We start from the raw sequence: 15,365 nt of genomic DNA, 5'->3' as shown, positions 1-15,365 counted from the left end.
TCGTGTCGAACGTGGTGGTGAAAATGTCTCTGGTGGTGGGTGTTCGGCGTCGGCCGAAGCTCACTTCTTGCCGGCGAAGGCGGCGATGGCCGCCTGGAACTCCGGCGACTGCAGCAGTTCGGTCTGCCCCTCGAGTTCCCGCTCGATGGCGGCTTCGAAGCCGGACATGGTGTGGGCGTCGAGCGCCGACTTCGTCAGGCGCAGCGCGGACCGGCTCTTGCCTGCCAGTTTCGCGGCGACCTTGTCGACCGCTTCGTCGAGCCCGGGCCGGTCTTCGTAGACGCCATTGACCAGTCCCGCCGCGAAAGCCTCAGGGGCGCGGAGCTTCTCGCCGAGGAGTGCGAGTTCGTTGGCCCGAACCCGACCCACCGCGGAGGTGAACAGCATCGACGCGCCACCGTCGGGCATCAGGCCGATGTTGATGAAGGCGAGCAGGAAGTACGACCGCTTCGTCGTGTAGATGAGGTCGGCGGCGAGGGCCAGCGAGGCACCGATGCCCGCTGCCGGTCCGTCGACGGAGGCGATGACCGGAACCTGGGCCGAGCGCACCGCGCGTGCAAGTTCCGACCCGGCCGAGATGATCCCGCGGGCCTGGTTGGGATCCAGCCCCGACGACCCGTTCGCGGTCGACTGCGAGATGATGGAGACCACGTCGGCTCCGGCGCTGAAGCTCCCGCCGGCACCGTCGATGACGATGACGCGGACGTCGTCGCGCTTCGACCACTCCTCCATCGCAGCCTTGATGCCGTAATTCGCCTCGGTGTCGAGAGCATTCATCTTCTCCGGGCGGGAAATCGTCAGCCGCGCGACTCCTCGGTCGTCGACCGAGGTCACGATTGCCTGGCTGGTCTCGTCGCTCACTGTTCTCCCCACTGGTGACCGGACAGATAGACACAGATCATCGGATCTGTGCCAACGCCTAGAGTACTACCACAGTGCGACGCAGATCACGAGAATCTTGGTTAACTTATACGCGCCTATCAACGCCCCTTTCTGGACTTTTCGACCTATAGGCTCGAAAATCGCTCGTGAACGTCGTATCCGGCTAAAGTGTGACGCCATGACCGTGCGCCCGGGGACGTCGACCTCCGACACGTCCCAGCCAGGTGCACCGGGCGCCCGACGACGCCGTCCGGCCGACCGCAGGCGACTCATCGTCGACGCGGCAGCGAAGGCCTTCAGCGACGGCGGCTATCACGCGGTTCGGCTCGACGACATCGCCGACGCGGTCGGGATCTCCGCGCCCGCTCTCTACCGGCACTTCCCCAACAAGTACGCGTTGTTCGCCGAGACCACCGCCGTGCTGGCTCAGTCGCTGCGGTCGGCGCTGGATGCGGCAGAAGCCGACGGCGACGACGAACTGCGCGACCTGCTCGTGGCGATCACCGCAGCCTCGTTCGAGAACCGCCGCACCGGTGGCCTGTACCGGTGGGAGTCCCGGTACCTCGAGCCGGCCGACCTGGACATCGTCCGCGACGTCGTGGTGCACCAGCACCGGCGCGTCCGCGCGGCTGCGCGACGCCTGCGCCCAGACCTCGGCGATGCCGACGCCAATCTGATCGTCGCCGCGATGACCAGCGTCGCGGCCAGCCCGACGACCCACCGCTCCTCGCTGCCGGCCCGCGAGGTCACCCCCCTGATCGCCGATGCGGCGATCGACCTGCTCGAGGTCGACCTCCCCGATCCGGTGGAGCCTCCTGCCCCCACCTGCCACGGCCTCGCCCCGGCGGCAAAGCGCGAGGTCATCCTGACCGAGGCGATCAATCTGTTCGCCGCCCGCGGCTTCCGTGACGTCACCATCGAGGACATCGCCCACGCCGCGAACCTTCCGGCGTCCGGGGTGTACCGCCACTTCCCGAGCAAGGTGGCGATCCTCGAGGCCGCGTTCTGGCGGGCGACCGACCGCGTCACGACCGCCATCTCCGACGCCCTGGCCGGCGCGACGACGCCCCACGAGGCGCTCGTCGGCATGGTGCGCCGGTACGTCCGATTGACCTGCAGCTCAACCGATCTGATCAGCGTCTACGAAACCGAGATCGGACACGCGACGCCCGAGGCCCGGAATGCGCTGCGCAATCAGCAACGCATCACCGTCGAGGAGTGGGCGACCTGGATGAGCCGAGAACGAGCAGACCTGCCGATCACCCACGCACGGTTCCTGGTGCACGCCGCACTCAACGTCGTCACCGACCTGTCGCGATTGCGGCCGAAACCCTCCCCCGAACGCATCGAGGCACTGTCGGCCCGAATCCTGTTGGGCGCGAACGCCTGACCTGGACAGGGTCCTACAACACCGCGAAGTCGTCCATCAGCCAGCGGCCGTTCTGCTGCACCAGGGTCACCTTGACCCGCGTCTGGTACGGGAATCCCTCGGGAAACTCCTGCGCGGTCTGCGGCGACTTGACGGTCTGGTCGAGTGTCACGAGCACGACGGCCCTCCCGTCGTCGAGCGACATGATTCCGGCGTTGTCGGCCTTCGCGGTCGACACGGCCTCCGCTTCGGTGGAGCCTTTTCGGGCGTCCTGCGAGGACTCGATGTAGGTCTGGGTGAACGCGGGAGTCGAGATCTCACGGATGCGACGGTCGAGGTCGGGGTAATCGCTCGAGTTGTAGGTGGTGATCTCGGCGGCGTACGTGCGTGCGGTGTCGAGGATCGTCGTGTCGATCGCACCCGCGGCAAGGTCGGCCCGACGATCGGCGTCGACGTAGGCGACAGCCAGCACCGCGGTCGACGCCGCAAGGACGACGGCGACCGCCACCAGCGCGACGACCGCCCAGGCCCTCTTGCCCAGGCTGGTCGCCCAGCCGGTCAAGCGGTTGCCGTTCCCCGACGCCGCGGTCGGGTCGAGCTTGCGGGGCGTGCGGTCCGCGGCGGACTCCTCCGCGACCGTCTCCTCGGACTCTGACTTGTCCTCGGCCCCGGCGTCACCCTCGGCGGCGTCGGCCTCGTTCGCCTCCCCGCGACGGGCCGCCCTGCGGGCCGCTTTCGCCGCCTTGGCCTCCGCCTCGGCTCGGTACTTCTCCCGGTTCGTGCGGTTGGCCTGCAGGAAGTGGTCGCCGTCGAGCGGGGTCACGCCGTCTTCGACGTCGGGCGTCACCGTGGTGGCGTCGGGGGCGTCGGAGGTCTGACGGGGCTTCGGCATGGGTTCAATGTAGCGATGCCGCTGTGGGCGCTGTGTCCGGCGTCATACCGCCGGCAGATCGCCGAGGCTGCCGAGGTCCAGCGACACCCACTGCTGAGGGTCGAGGTACACCTTGGTCTGCGGACCGTGTTCCTTCTCGGCCATCTCGATGTACGGTTCGACGGCCTGCGGCGGAAGGTAACGAGATGCCATCTCGCGCAGGTCGTCCCGGGTTCCGGCGACCATGTCGATGGCATTCCCGGACACCGAGACGTACATGAGGCGCGGCGACACCTCGTCGACCATGAGGGTGAACCGCCCCGCCGCCCGGATGAGGTTCAGCTTCCGCGACTCGGTGCCGGTGAGCAGCCATGGTCGTCCGCCGGGTTCGTAGTGGTACCAGATCGGCACCGTCAGCGGAGCCCTCTCGGGTTCGGCTTCCACGGACAGGGCCGCGACGTGTGGTTCTGCCAGAAACGCTTCTCGTTCGCTCTTGGTGAGTGCCATATTCCGACGGTAAACCGGGCCTCCGACAGTTCGTGCCCGATTCGCGCCGGTCGTGCCTACTTCCAGGGAGCGAGAACCTCGGCGGCGCGTTCGGCGAGCACCATCTGGAACAGCGGACCGAAGCTCACGCGTCCGACGCCGAGCGCGGCGAGTGCCGCCTTGTTGTTCTTGGTCGGGTGCCCGATGGCGTTGACCGGCAGCGGAAGTTCGTCGGCGAGCCGCTTCTGGGTGGCGTCGTCGTGGAAACCGACGGGATAGAGCACGTCGGCACCGGCCTCCGCGCAGAGCTTCATCCGCGCGATGGCGCGGTCGACGCGGTCGGATTCGTCGCCGACCTGCTTGAGAAACAGATCGGTGCGGGCGTTGACGACGACGTGGACATCGGTGGCGTCCGACGCCGCACGCAGGGCGCCCACGAAGTCGGCGTGCTCCTGCGCCTCGCGGAGTCGCCCGCCCTCACTGTGGACGGTGTCCTCGATGTTGAGGCCGACAGCACCGGCGTCGATGAGGCCGTCGATCAGCGTCTTGGGATCTTCGCCGTAGCCGGATTCGATGTCGACGGAGATCGGGACGTCGACCGCTGCGGTGATCTGTTTGATCCGCGTCGTGAGTTCCCCGAAGGTGATGCCCTCGTTGTCGGGTTTGCCGATCGAGTCCGACACCGGGTGACTACCGACGGTGAGTGCGGTGAATCCCGCGGACACCGCCAGATTCGCCGACCATGCGTCCCATACCGTCGGCAGGATCACCGGGTCTCCGGGCCGGTGGAGTTCGAGCAGTGCCTTGGCCTTGTCGGCGAGTTCCGTCATGACCCCTACAACTACGCCGGTCGACGCGCACATTCCGGGGGTTGGCGAAAAACTACTTCCGCCAGAACAAATGGTGGGTGACCCCGCTCGGACTCGGGACCACTTCGTGCCCGAAACGGTCCTCCAACTCGGCGGGCGAGTTCCACAGACGCAGTCCGTTTCCGTAGGTGACGGGTGCGACCGCGATGTGCAGCGTGTCGATGAGATCGGCGTCGAGGAACTCCCGCACGGTGCTCACGCCGCCGCCGATCCGAACGTCTTTGCCGTCGGCCGCGGCCTTCGCCTTCTCCGCGGCCTCGGCCGGCGTGGCGTCGAGGAAGTGGAACGTGGTCTCACCCAGCGTGAACGACGGGCGGAGGTGGTGGGTGAGGACGAAGACCGGGGTGTGGAACGGCGGCTCGTCGCCCCACCACCCCTGCCATTCATGGTCGACCCACGGACCTCGCTGGTGCCCGAATTTGTTGCGGCCCATGATCTCCGCACCGATGTTGTGTGTGAAGTCGCGCGTGAAGTAGTCGTCGAGTCCGCGGGTGCCACCGGGATCGGTGCGGTTGGGCCAGCTCGCGGTGGCCCCTGCCCAGGACATCATCTCCCAGGGTTCGACGGTGTCGCCGAACGGCCGCTCGAAGGTCTGATTTTCACCGGCACCGATCCCGTCCTGCGAGACCGCGAAGTTCTGCACCCTGAGTAGCTGAGCCATGGCATCCATTCCTGTTGTCGTCGGGCAATCCAACCAGGACAGACTCGAAACCGCAGCGAGACTCATCGGTGCAGCGCAGCGTCAGGCGATGGCGGCCTTCACGATCTGGGCGAACGGCGTCGACGACCGGCCGATCAGCGTCTGGAGGTCGCCTGAGGTGGTGTCGAGTTCGCCGCGGGCGATGCCGGCATCGGAACCCGCCAGCACGGCGGCGAACTGCTCCGGGATGCCGTTGTCGGCGAGCACCTTCGCGTAGTCGGCCTCCGGCAGGTCACGATACTCAACGGTCTTGCCGGCCACCTCGCCGATGACCTTCGCGAGGTCGGCGTAGGTGAGTCGCTCATCGCCGCCGAGTTCGTAGACCTTGCCACCCTGATCGGCATCGGAGGTGAGGACTGCGGCAGCCGCAGCCGCGTAGTCGGCGCGGGCGGCACCGGCGACCTTGCCCTCGCCCGCTGCACCGAACAAAGCGCCGGACGAGACCGCCTGGCTGATGGCCTGCAGGTAGTTCTCCCAGTACCAGCCGTTGCGGAGGAAGACCGCGGGGATCGACGACTCGCCGAGTCGCTTCTCGGTGGCCACGTGTTCGGGCGCCAACCCGAGTCCGCTCGTAGCGGCGTTGAGGAGGCTCGTGTACGCGATCAATCCGACACCGGCCGCTTCCGCCGCCTCGATCACGTTGGTGTGCTGCGGAACTCGACGTCCGACCTCCGAACCCGAGATCAGGAGCAGCTTGTCGACACCGTCGAGTGCGCGCCGCAGCGCCTCCGGATCGTCATAGGAGGCAACCCGGATCTGAACGCCCTTCGACGCCAGATCGGCAGCCTTCGACTCGTCCCGAACGATCGCCACGATGTCCGCGGCCGGGACTCCCCGCGCGAGCAGCTCGCCGATCGCCAGCCCGCCGAGCTGTCCGGTGGCGCCTGTCACTGCTGTGGTCATGTTGTCTTTCCTCTCGTCGTGACTGGGCTCGACTGTACGCACTTACTTTTCGTAAGTGCAATACGAACAGTTAGCGGGTCGCTGTGACCTTCGCTAACCTGAGGTCATGTCCGACCACGACCCGACCCTCGAAGCCGACGTCTTCGCACGCGACTGCTCGTCGAGGTCGACGCTGCAGACGGTCACCGGCCGCTGGGGCACGCTGGTCCTGATCGCGTTGCGCGAGAGCAACTATCGATTCAGCGCCCTTCGACGCCGCGTTGACGGTGTGAGCGAGCGAATGCTGTCGCAGACGCTTCAGAACCTCGAACGCGACGGCATGATCGTGCGGACGGTCCTGGAGGCGATCCCGCCGAAGGTCGAATACGACCTGACTCCCCTCGGCAGGCAGGTCGCCGACCAACTGCAGGGGTTGATCGATCTGCTGCAGGGCCACATGCCGACGGTGCGTGACGCGCAGGCGGAGTACGACGGGCGGCGCGGGACGAGTGCCTGAGGCGGTCAGCGCGAACGAGCCGGCAGCAGCAGCAGCAGTTCTATCGGCACAATGCCTAGCGATGGACCCCGGGACAACCGATATGCCATAGGCTCGAGGAATGATCGTTACCGGTGCGATGTTGGCGGAGGCCGCTACTGTCGCTGACGGCAAGCTATATGTACTCGGGGGCGTCCTTACAGATTTTTGGCAACCGCCAGGGGGCTATCTAATCGAGACCCTTCTGATTGTGCTTATCCAGGCAGAGGAGGGAGACCTTCACAATCCGCAGTTCGTCGAAGTCTCCATCACCACACCTGACGGAAAGAGCGGCTCTAGCAGGCTCCCCGTCCCCGAAGTGGCAACCGCAGGAACCAGAGCCGGTTTCTTCTTTCACAAGATCGGCTTCGAGGCGAAGGTTCCCGGCCAGTACGTCATCGTTGTGGAATCAGTGTCACTTCCAATTGAGGTTCATGCACCGCAATTTGGGTAGCGTGCGGGTACGGCGTTCCGCCCCAACCTGATGCAAGGAATTTAGCCTCGATGCGGACTTCACGAGGACCCGGCACCAACCGGACAGGTTCCGCAGCCTCCATCCGACGGTCGAACTCCTCGTCCGTCATCTCGAAGTCATCGTCGTACTCGTCGCCTACCTGCTCCATGTTCACATCCTCCTCCAGGCAGTCCGTAGTTGCCAGATCCCATCTTCGACATCGATTGGCTGGAGTATGACCCTGATCCACCCCACCGCATCATGAGTCTCCACCAGCAGCCTCTCCCCGTGCACCTCGTCAACTTCCCAGCCCGCACGGTCGTATTGGTTCGGGACACACGCCGCCCGGACTTCCTCAACTGACAGGTTGTGCTTTGTTCGTAGCTTTCTAGCGACACCATCTGAAGCGCGGATCTCGCCAATCCAGAACCCACGCGTTGCCACACCGTTGAGACTAGTCTGATCGCGCACTGGGTACCTGGACTGCGAGCCGAACCAGTTACCCAACCTGCAACCTGCACCGCGGTGCGGAACCCGACGGCATGAAACTACAAGAGAGCCCACAGAAAAAGCCCGCCGCCTGCTTTCGCAGGGGCGGGCTTCTTGTTCTGCTCCCCCAACTGGACTCGAACCAGTGTACGGAGCGAAGTTTCGATCGGGCCGTTGGTCAGCGGTTTCACGTCTGTGACCTGCCAACACGCCTGACAGTAACTTGTGAGCTTCGCGGAAGCAAGGGGAAGTTTCTGTAAGCTGATTCTGCACGTATTCTGCACGCCGAGAGGGTTCCGCATGGCCAGTAAACGTTCTCGGCGCGCGTTCGGCGGCCTCCGCAAGCTCCCAAGCGGACGGTGGCAAGCCAACTACACCGGCCCCGACGGCGCGCTCCACAAAGCACCCTCAACATTCGAGACCAAGCTCGACGCCGAGGCGTGGCTCGCCGACCGTCGCCGCGAGATCGACCGTGACCTCTGGAACCCACTCGAAGCAGATCGTCCCGTCGTCCCGATGTTCGGTGACTACGCCGACGAATGGCTCGAGACCCGCACCGTGCGTGGCCGCCCGCTCAAGACCCGCACCCGCGACCACTACCGCGAACTACTCGACAGACACCTCATCCCCGAGTTCGGGGACTCCCCCCTCGACGGCATCACCCCGGCGATGGTCCGCCAGTGGCACGCTCACCTCCTGCCCACCAAGGCCACGATGCGAGCCCACGCCTACAGCCTGATGCGCACGATCATGAGTTCGGCTGTCAGTGCCGAATACATCGACGCGAACCCCTGCCGCGTCGAGGGCGCCGGGTCAGCCCAACGCAAGTCACGCACCACGCCGGCCACCATCGAAGAACTCATGACGATCGTCCAGAACATGCCCGAGAGGTTGCGGCTAATGGTGCAGCTCGCCGCCTGGTGCGCGCTCCGCTACGGCGAACTGATCGAGTTGCGCCGCAAGGATATCGACCTCGCAAACGGCACGGTCTCGATCACGAGAGCAGCCATCCGTCGCGCCGATGGGCAGTACGTCGTGACCACCCCTAAGTCCGAGGCCGGTATCCGTGTCGTGCACATGCCACCCCACCTCATCCCCCTCGCGACCGAGCACCTCGAGCAACACGTCGGCCGGGGCCGCGACGCACTGCTATTCGAGGCTGGCAACGGCGGCTACCTCACCCCAACCTCGCTGTACCGCTGGTACTACCCAGCCCGTCGGGCCGCTGGCCGCGACGACCTTCGGTTCCACGACCTCCGACATACCGGCGCGGTCCTGGCCGCCCTCACGGGCGCCACTCTCGCTGAACTGCAACAGCGCCTTGGTCATTCGACGGTATCGGCGGCAATGAAGTACCAGCACGCGGCGAAGGGTCGCGACAAGAAGATTGCCGAGGCGCTGTCGAAACTCGTCGGCGGCGACACGCAATAGCTGTTGTGCGGCATCACGCGGAAATAGTTTGCTACAGTCGGAGTTACGTGAACGTCAGCGGTAAGTGACGGCTCGGAGAGTCACATTCTCCGGATACGTGTACGTCAACGGTAATGACGGGTCCCCCGAAAATATCGTTGCCTTTGGAGTACCACGTGTCCAAACCCAAACCCTCTGTATCGACTTCGGCTCAGCGCCGATGGGCAAATCCGAACGAAGCCGCCGAGTACCTCGGAGTAAGCACGCGCACCGTTCGGCAGATGATCGCCGACGGCAGGTTACGCGGCTACCGTAACGGCCCCAGAATGATCCGCCTCGATCTCAACGAGATCGACGCTTCCATGACCCCGTTCGGGGGTGCAGCATGAGCAATCCCGACTACACGCAGTTCGCCGAACTCGAAGATCTCGGCGTCACCGATCACCAGGCCGATGAGATCGGCGGTGACATCGAATGAGCCCCGGAAATGCCGCCGCCCCCGGCCGGGCAACCGAGGGCGAGCGTGAGAGTTCAGCAGGCGGGCGGAATCTCAACGTCGATTCTATCAGCCTCGATCCGTACTTGGAGCCTGCCGACCGACTCATGTTGGCGGCGTTGCGCGATGGCCACTATGTCCTCGCCGTGGTGTGCCGTGTGTGCGGAAAGCCTCTGACTGCCAAGCGATCCCGCGTCCTGGGCGTTGGCCCCGACTGCCGTAAGCGGGTGGTCGCTGATGCGTGACCGTTACACCGAAGTCCGCGAGTACGTGCAACGGCTCGTCGGAACTGCCGGCGGGCCAACCCCCGACGCAGGCTCACCCGCATGGTGCGCGCTCGCAGACGGCGACCAGGCGAAACTCATCGCCGTCCTCACCGCAGGAACACGCGCCGTCCTCGAGGACGAACTCGCTGCCCTCGACGACCGCCGATGCGCCGCCAAAAAAACCGCTATCGAGGTGGCCCAGGCCGCGAACTGGTCAGACGTTGCCCGCCGAGTCCGGGCCCGCGACCAAGCACTGCGATCCGGCGCCTACATCGGGCGGCTGAACGCATGAGCACCACAGAGTTCTGGGAGGCGCGTCCGGTACTGGTTCACGTGCGTGACTTCGCCCGTGCTCGACGAGTCCCACCGCTCGCGATGCTGTCGAGCCTCATTGCGCGGGCCGTCGGCTCACTCGATCCGAATGTGGTTGGTCCTGCTGTCATTGGCGGGCACTCATCGCTGAATCTGGCCGTTGCGCTAGTTGGTCCGTCGGGATTCGGCAAGGGCGCCACCGAGGCCGCGGCTCGCGAGGCGACCAACCTCCCCCTGATTCCCGAGCTGCCCCTCGGATCAGGCGAAGGCATGGCTCGCACCTTCGCCGCCAACGACGAAGGCGCACAGGATATTCGCGCGGCGATCTTCACCGCATCTGAGGTCGACGGCTTGGCCGCACTCGGTGCCCGTACAGGCGCTACGGTCATGGCCGTCTTCCGACAAGCTATCTCCGGCGAGTCAATCGGGTCAGCGAACGCGCAGAAACACACGCGGGTGATCGTCCCCGCGCACGGGTACCGAGCCGTATTCACCATCGGAGTGCAGCCGGAACGTGCTGGCTCTCTCCTGGGAGATACGGCGGGTACGGCGCAACGGATTCTGTGGGTGCCAACGGCCGACCCAGACGCACCCCGGATTCGGCCTCCGGAACCCGAACGATGGACTGTGCCTCGAACTCTGGTGCCCTCCGATCGGCGCACTGTACTTGAGCTGCCAGCCGCCGCCATCGAGGCAATGGAGTCGACCCAACTCGCCAAGTTGCACGGCGATCCCGACGTCGATCCTCTCGATGGGCACGCTCTACTGACACGCGCCAAGGTCGCGGCGGGACTGATGGTTCTCGACGGGCGGATGCACACGGTCACCGACGAGGACTGGCAGTTGGCTGGCGTCCTCATGCGAGAGTCCGACCGCACCCGTGAACGTATCGCTGCCACCCTCCAGGACTCCGCTCGCCGATCGAACCGAGCGAAAGCACATGCTGTCGCCGAGCGCGACGAGGTGGTGTCCGAACGCAAGCTGACACGAACCAAGGACGCCGTCATCCGATGGCTAGAACGTCACGGCGAACTCCCCGCGAATCAGATCCGATCGAGGTTGAAGGCAGACCTTCGCGATTACCTAGGCGCTGCCCTCGCAGAGCTGGTCGAGTCCGGCCAGGTCCTCGAAACGCCGGTCGAACGCGGCTCGCGTTTCCGACTAGCCGAGGTACAGGGTGTACCCCCGGTACAGGGTCTATATCCGCAGGTCAACGCGGGTGTACCCAAGGTACAGGGTGTACCCAACCGCGAAGGGCCACCAGGGGAAACAGTTCCCGGTGACGTCACCGAAAACACCCCCGGACTCACCCCACGCGTCCTCGAAATCCTCGGAAAGGGACACCCACAATGAACCCCGAACACCTCGACAACCTGATCCAGCATTGCGAGAAGTACACAGGCCGGCCGTGGGACGGAACCGTGGAACACGCCACCGCCGCAGCCGACATGGCCGCCGAAATCGTCGACATCCTCAACGCCCACGTCGACTGGCTCAGCGACTGCAAGGAGCGGGTGGAGCGGGCGGGATTGCCCTGGAACACACGAACCTGCCGGGACCAATCCCGCCGCGACGGCGACCTCGCGGCCCCGCCCCAGTGGATCGGCAACTACTCAGAGAACTGCACGCCCGAGTGGATGCTGAATCGCTAGCCCCGGCGGCCCCGAGTGTCCGCCTGGCGGGCGCCGCTCTGGTACGCCGCCACCGCCGTCCCCTACGAATCAACACCCATCGAATCAAACGAAGGAGACCCACATGAGTACCGAAATGCACGACAACACAAGCGAACCCGAACAGCCCGCCGTCGCACCCGAGGACTCCACCGCCACCGAGACGGACACCCCGACCACTGAAGGTACTGAGCCGGAAGTCGAATCACCTGAGCCTCAGAGCAAGCGGGAAGCCCGCTACCGGGTCCAGCTACGCGAGACCGAAGCCGAACGCGACAGCCTCGCCGGCCTCCTCGAAACACTGCAACGCACCGAAGCCGAACGCCTCGCCGCCGACGTGATCCACAAGCCTGACGCGCTCTGGGCAGCCGACATCAACCTCACCGACCTCCTCGACGACACCGGACTCGTCAGCCCCGACAAAGTGAAAGCCGCCGCCCACGCCGCCAAGGAGAAGCTCGGCCTCGAACTCGGTGCGGGAGAACGCAAAAAGCGCGGACCCGTCGTACCCCGCGAAGGCACCGGCGCAGACCGATCAACACACAACGCGTGGAAAGACGCCTTCAACAAGTAGTACAATCACCACCAGAACCGCGGTGAGACACCAGGTTCGACGACATACCGCCCACGCGGGCAACGGATCGACGCGAGCCGCGCACCGAGAACCACTCACAGGTGCGCGGCTCGCCGCGTTCCCACACCCCGTAAGGAACAACAATGGCTGTCGAAACCACAATCACCAGCGCCAAAGCCTGGAGCCCCGACCTCACCGCCGTTCCCCCGGCCGACGCCGTCCCCGACGCGCTCATCCTCGAGACCTCCACCGTCTCAGGCACCATCGAAGGCGACGCCCCCGCCGTCCGCGTCCAGTACGTCGACGACGCCACCGCCACGTTCACCGCAGAAGGTGTCACCATCGACGAGGCCAACCCCGGCCTGAGTGAAGCCCTGGTGCACACCGGCAAGGTCGCACAGATCATCCGGCTCAGCCGGGAACAGTTCGCCCAGCCCAACGCATCCGAGCTGCTGTCGGCGTCCGTCGCCCGAGCCGTCACCAAGGCCGGCAACACCGCCTACATCGCACAGGCCGCGCCGACCAGCCCCGCCGTCACACCACCCGCCGGGCTGCTCAACATCTCCGGCATCGTCAACGGTGGAGCAGTAGCCAACGACCTCGACGGCCTCGTCGACCTCCTCGCGGACCTCGCAAGCAACGGCGCCGAGCCCTCGCACATCGTCCTGTCACCCACCGCGTGGGCATCACTCCGCAAGTTCAAGACCGCCGCGGACTACAACACCAGCCTGCTCGGCACCGGCGCGACCGACGCCCAGAAGTTCCTCCTCGACCTTCCCGTCCTCGTCACCCCCGCAGCACCAAGCGGAAGCGGCCTCGTCATCGACAAGACCGCCGTCGTCTCCGCAGTCGGCAACGTCGAAGTGTCCATCAGTGAGCACGCATATTTCGCCGCCGACAGCATCGCCGTCCGCTGCATCTGGCGCTTCGGAGCAAACATCGTCAAACCCAACCGCATCGGCAAATTCACCGTCACCGCACCCGAATAGCCCGCACAAACCGCGCAGCCGCAGGCGTCAAACCGCGACACATGAGACACGGCAAGGACATCCCACGACGAGGCTATTTCGGGCCTCGAGGATGCACCTGCGCCCCGGCTGCGCACCCACAAACCCCAGGGGACAGGGACCCCTGACCAGCACAAACCGGCCCCTCGTGGCCATAGGCCTCTGTGTGTGTCGCCCACCCCTCCCCCCTGCTGGACTAATCCGGAAAGGTGGCCGCGATGGCCAAGTACAAGACGCTGAACGACGCGATGGCTGCGGGTGATGAGCTGGCTGAGGCTGAGATTCGGTACCGGCTGCTGGCCGAGACGTTCACGGACATGCCCCAGCTGCGCGGGAACATGAACGGTCAGCTGGAGCGTGTGAAGGCCGAGATTCTGCGGTTGCGGGCGGCTGAGGCTTCCGCGAAGAAGAAGGCGGCGCCGGCGTCGGAGGGTGACGACACGGTGGTCTCGTTCGACGCTGGCCGGTTCCGCAAGTCGGGTGCGTAGCAACCACTAGCGTCACGCCAGTCCAGGTCCCCACTTGAGTTCATCGTTTAACCGTGTCTTCGAGAGCGGAGTTCGTTCACAGCCAACGGACACCCCAAGGGTGGCAGAAGCTGTACCCCATCCCGTTCGACCCACGAGCCTTGCCTACCTATCGCGTCAGGCCACGACTGCTAGCACCGTGTCCGATGGACAGGTGTTGTCGTCATGGCACCGGCTCGTGTTTCGCGACGACGCGAGCGGTGGCGTACGTCCCCGGCGTACGACTGGGCTACAGGGAGCAGGCTGGTTTGCGTCGGGCTCTGCAAGGACGACGGGGTTCGGATTTGGAATCCGCTCCTACTTGGTGCCCTGCCGGGAGTTGAACCCGGCAACCGCGGTGATGAGCACCGCGGTTGACCGTCAGAGCTGGATGGGAGGTGCCACTTCCCGGAGTCGGGAACTGGTGTCAGGGATGCCCCTGAGAAGGTGATCGGTGGACCCGGCACCACGGTCCGTTGCGGCATGGCTTGCCCGAGCGGGTCATACGGCCACACTTCGCGCGCAACACCTTGATCGTGTACTTGGCGGGGAGTTTGCCGAGGCGTTCGTGGTCCGGGACTGGAAGGCCTTTGCAGGGTGCATTCTTGTCATCGCCATCAACGACGTAGAGCAGTTCGCCGCCCTCGGACCCGATGAGCGTGTGAATGAAGTAGCCGTCGACCATCTCGAATATGCGGTGGTCGTCAAGAATCGTGTATCCCTCCCCATCGGCGTATTCGATGGGCAGACACTCGGGGCACGTCCGCCAATAGTTGGGGACGTCGAACACCCGCCGACAGTGCTTGCACCACCGGTTTAGGACGTCCGCGAGCTTGTCGCGGTAGCCCTGTTCGAAATCGTCGTCGTCTCGCAGCGTCATTGTCGCCAGCATCTGCTCGGCGACGTGCTGCTCGTCATCGCCTGACGTGGCTGCGCGTTCTGCGAGTTCCTCGCGGGCGGCACGCACCCCGGCGTTGTACGCGCTCACTGGTCTGACTCCAACCATGCGGCAACGGATGGAGTTGGTGACAGGATGTCACCGACCTCTTCGCCGGTCGCAACGGAGAGCGCCTGGATGACACGGCGAGCACGTGCTTCGACGTCGTCGTGGCCGTAGTCGACGGCTTCCTCGAGCTGCCAGACAGCTTGACGCAGGTGGGCGGCGTGGTCGCACTCGGAGTCCTGCTCGTAGAGGTCCCAGGCGTGACGGATCAGTGTTTCGACGGGTTCGGGCGTTATGGGGGTCATGCGTGCCACCCCAGCTCGATGCACGCGGCCATGAGAGCGATCGGGACGAAGTAGATCCCGAGGAGGAATGTCGCCACACCGGCGACGAGGGATAGAGTGCGGGAACGGTGCATCGGAATTGCCTCCGGTGTGTCCGAGGCCCCGACGGTGCTACGAACACCGAGCGGGGCCGACTTGTATGTCGGCGACCCGCTCGGATTCCGCACGTATTCCGCACGAAACAGAAAAGGCCCGGCGGAAACCGGGCCTGACCTGCTACTTCTCTGCTCCCCCAACTGGACTCGAACCAGTAACCGTTCGATTAACAGTCGAATGCTCTGCCAATTGAGCTATGGGGGA

General features: G+C 65.2%; 21 protein-coding genes and 1 tRNA gene. 12 read left to right on the top strand and 10 right to left on the bottom strand.

The genetic code is table 11. The annotated features are described in order from the left end of the window. Window positions 1–60: 60 nt before the first annotated feature. Window positions 61–861 (bottom strand): enoyl-CoA hydratase-related protein, encoded by an 801-nt coding sequence (locus tag C5O27_RS11935; protein WP_127962794.1) that lies wholly within the window; start codon window positions 859–861, stop codon window positions 61–63. 199 nt (window positions 862–1,060) lie between these two features. Here C5O27_RS11935 and C5O27_RS11930 point away from each other — a divergent pair, with 199 nt between their 5' ends. Then, window positions 1,061–2,272, top strand: a complete 1,212-nt coding sequence (locus C5O27_RS11930; protein WP_127962793.1) for a TetR/AcrR family transcriptional regulator — start codon at window positions 1,061–1,063, stop codon at window positions 2,270–2,272. Between the two features lie 13 nt (window positions 2,273–2,285). Here the strand turns inward: C5O27_RS11930 and C5O27_RS11925 are convergent, their stop codons facing one another. From C5O27_RS11925 to C5O27_RS11905, 5 genes are all read right to left on the bottom strand, one after another. Beyond that, the gene (locus tag C5O27_RS11925) at window positions 2,286–3,143 is read right to left on the bottom strand and encodes a YqhG/Tai3 family protein (RefSeq protein WP_127962792.1); all 858 of its coding nucleotides are present in this window, start codon (window positions 3,141–3,143) and stop codon (window positions 2,286–2,288) included. Between the two features lie 42 nt (window positions 3,144–3,185). Further along, on the bottom strand, window positions 3,186–3,629 hold the full coding sequence (locus tag C5O27_RS11920) for a pyridoxamine 5'-phosphate oxidase family protein (RefSeq protein WP_006356773.1): 444 nt from the start codon (window positions 3,627–3,629) through the stop codon (window positions 3,186–3,188). Between the two features lie 56 nt (window positions 3,630–3,685). Then, window positions 3,686–4,438, bottom strand: a complete 753-nt coding sequence (locus C5O27_RS11915) for an isocitrate lyase/PEP mutase family protein (protein ID WP_127962791.1) — start codon at window positions 4,436–4,438, stop codon at window positions 3,686–3,688. 52 nt (window positions 4,439–4,490) lie between these two features. Next, window positions 4,491–5,138 (bottom strand): dihydrofolate reductase family protein, encoded by a 648-nt coding sequence (locus C5O27_RS11910; protein WP_127962790.1) that lies wholly within the window; start codon window positions 5,136–5,138, stop codon window positions 4,491–4,493. 81 nt (window positions 5,139–5,219) lie between these two features. After that, on the bottom strand, window positions 5,220–6,080 hold the full coding sequence (locus tag C5O27_RS11905) for an SDR family oxidoreductase (RefSeq protein ID WP_127962789.1): 861 nt from the start codon (window positions 6,078–6,080) through the stop codon (window positions 5,220–5,222). 106 nt (window positions 6,081–6,186) lie between these two features. On the opposite strand from C5O27_RS11905, the gene C5O27_RS11900 reads away from it, so the two are divergent. After that, on the top strand, window positions 6,187–6,576 hold the full coding sequence (locus C5O27_RS11900; protein WP_006356769.1) for a winged helix-turn-helix transcriptional regulator: 390 nt from the start codon (window positions 6,187–6,189) through the stop codon (window positions 6,574–6,576). A gap of 100 nt (window positions 6,577–6,676) precedes the next feature. Beyond that, the gene (locus tag C5O27_RS11895; RefSeq protein WP_006356768.1) at window positions 6,677–7,048 is read left to right on the top strand and encodes a hypothetical protein; all 372 of its coding nucleotides are present in this window, start codon (window positions 6,677–6,679) and stop codon (window positions 7,046–7,048) included. Window positions 7,049–7,219: 171 nt separating this feature from the next. Here C5O27_RS11895 and C5O27_RS11890 read toward each other — a convergent pair whose 3' ends face one another. Then, window positions 7,220–7,492 (bottom strand): hypothetical protein, encoded by a 273-nt coding sequence (locus C5O27_RS11890; RefSeq protein WP_127962788.1) that lies wholly within the window; start codon window positions 7,490–7,492, stop codon window positions 7,220–7,222. Window positions 7,493–7,837: 345 nt separating this feature from the next. Here C5O27_RS11890 and C5O27_RS11885 point away from each other — a divergent pair, with 345 nt between their 5' ends. The 9 genes from C5O27_RS11885 (at window position 7,838) to C5O27_RS11850 (ending at window position 13,760) form a co-directional block, all read left to right on the top strand. Continuing rightward, window positions 7,838–8,968, top strand: coding sequence for a tyrosine-type recombinase/integrase (locus C5O27_RS11885; protein ID WP_127962787.1), 1,131 nt, complete (start codon window positions 7,838–7,840; stop codon window positions 8,966–8,968). A gap of 155 nt (window positions 8,969–9,123) precedes the next feature. Then, entirely contained in the window at window positions 9,124–9,336 is a 213-nt protein-coding gene (locus tag C5O27_RS11880) for an excisionase family DNA-binding protein (protein ID WP_244216504.1), read from the top strand. Window positions 9,337–9,421: 85 nt separating this feature from the next. Further along, window positions 9,422–9,688 carry a DUF6011 domain-containing protein gene (locus C5O27_RS23215; RefSeq protein WP_425269559.1) on the top strand — a complete coding sequence of 89 codons (267 nt, stop codon included), beginning with the start codon at window positions 9,422–9,424 and terminating at the stop codon, window positions 9,686–9,688. Beyond that, the gene (locus C5O27_RS11875; RefSeq protein WP_127962785.1) at window positions 9,681–10,001 is read left to right on the top strand and encodes a DUF2742 domain-containing protein; all 321 of its coding nucleotides are present in this window, start codon (window positions 9,681–9,683) and stop codon (window positions 9,999–10,001) included. The genes C5O27_RS23215 and C5O27_RS11875 overlap by 8 nt, the downstream gene beginning before the upstream one ends. Then, the gene (locus C5O27_RS11870) at window positions 9,998–11,374 is read left to right on the top strand and encodes a hypothetical protein (protein WP_208651353.1); all 1,377 of its coding nucleotides are present in this window, start codon (window positions 9,998–10,000) and stop codon (window positions 11,372–11,374) included. The genes C5O27_RS11875 and C5O27_RS11870 overlap by 4 nt, the downstream gene beginning before the upstream one ends. After that, window positions 11,371–11,673: a hypothetical protein gene (locus C5O27_RS11865; protein ID WP_127962784.1), complete on the top strand. Its 303-nt coding sequence runs from the start codon at window positions 11,371–11,373 to the stop codon at window positions 11,671–11,673. The genes C5O27_RS11870 and C5O27_RS11865 overlap by 4 nt, the downstream gene beginning before the upstream one ends. Window positions 11,674–11,776: 103 nt before the next feature. Further along, window positions 11,777–12,265, top strand: coding sequence for a hypothetical protein (locus C5O27_RS11860; RefSeq protein WP_127962783.1), 489 nt, complete (start codon window positions 11,777–11,779; stop codon window positions 12,263–12,265). A 143-nt stretch (window positions 12,266–12,408) separates the two neighbouring features. Further along, window positions 12,409–13,254: a phage major capsid protein gene (locus tag C5O27_RS11855; RefSeq protein WP_127962782.1), complete on the top strand. Its 846-nt coding sequence runs from the start codon at window positions 12,409–12,411 to the stop codon at window positions 13,252–13,254. Between the two features lie 236 nt (window positions 13,255–13,490). After that, window positions 13,491–13,760: a hypothetical protein gene (locus C5O27_RS11850; RefSeq protein WP_127962781.1), complete on the top strand. Its 270-nt coding sequence runs from the start codon at window positions 13,491–13,493 to the stop codon at window positions 13,758–13,760. Window positions 13,761–14,205: 445 nt separating this feature from the next. Here C5O27_RS11850 and C5O27_RS11845 read toward each other — a convergent pair whose 3' ends face one another. The 3 genes from C5O27_RS11845 to C5O27_RS11835 all read right to left on the bottom strand — a co-directional run bounded on the left by C5O27_RS11845 (window position 14,206) and on the right by C5O27_RS11835 (window position 15,365). Next, complete coding sequence (locus C5O27_RS11845) at window positions 14,206–14,745, bottom strand: hypothetical protein (protein WP_127962780.1); 540 nt, start codon at window positions 14,743–14,745, stop codon at window positions 14,206–14,208. 17 nt (window positions 14,746–14,762) lie between these two features. Beyond that, the gene (locus C5O27_RS11840) at window positions 14,763–15,026 is read right to left on the bottom strand and encodes a hypothetical protein (RefSeq protein WP_127962779.1); all 264 of its coding nucleotides are present in this window, start codon (window positions 15,024–15,026) and stop codon (window positions 14,763–14,765) included. A 266-nt stretch (window positions 15,027–15,292) separates the two neighbouring features. Continuing rightward, a tRNA-Asn gene (locus C5O27_RS11835) sits at window positions 15,293–15,365 on the bottom strand.

It is taken from the genome of Gordonia alkanivorans, assembly GCF_004011905.1.
Taxonomy (GTDB): domain Bacteria; phylum Actinomycetota; class Actinomycetes; order Mycobacteriales; family Mycobacteriaceae; genus Gordonia; species Gordonia alkanivorans.
Note: the sequence above shows the minus strand (reverse complement) of the source record. Positions and strands in the feature narration are given on the sequence as shown.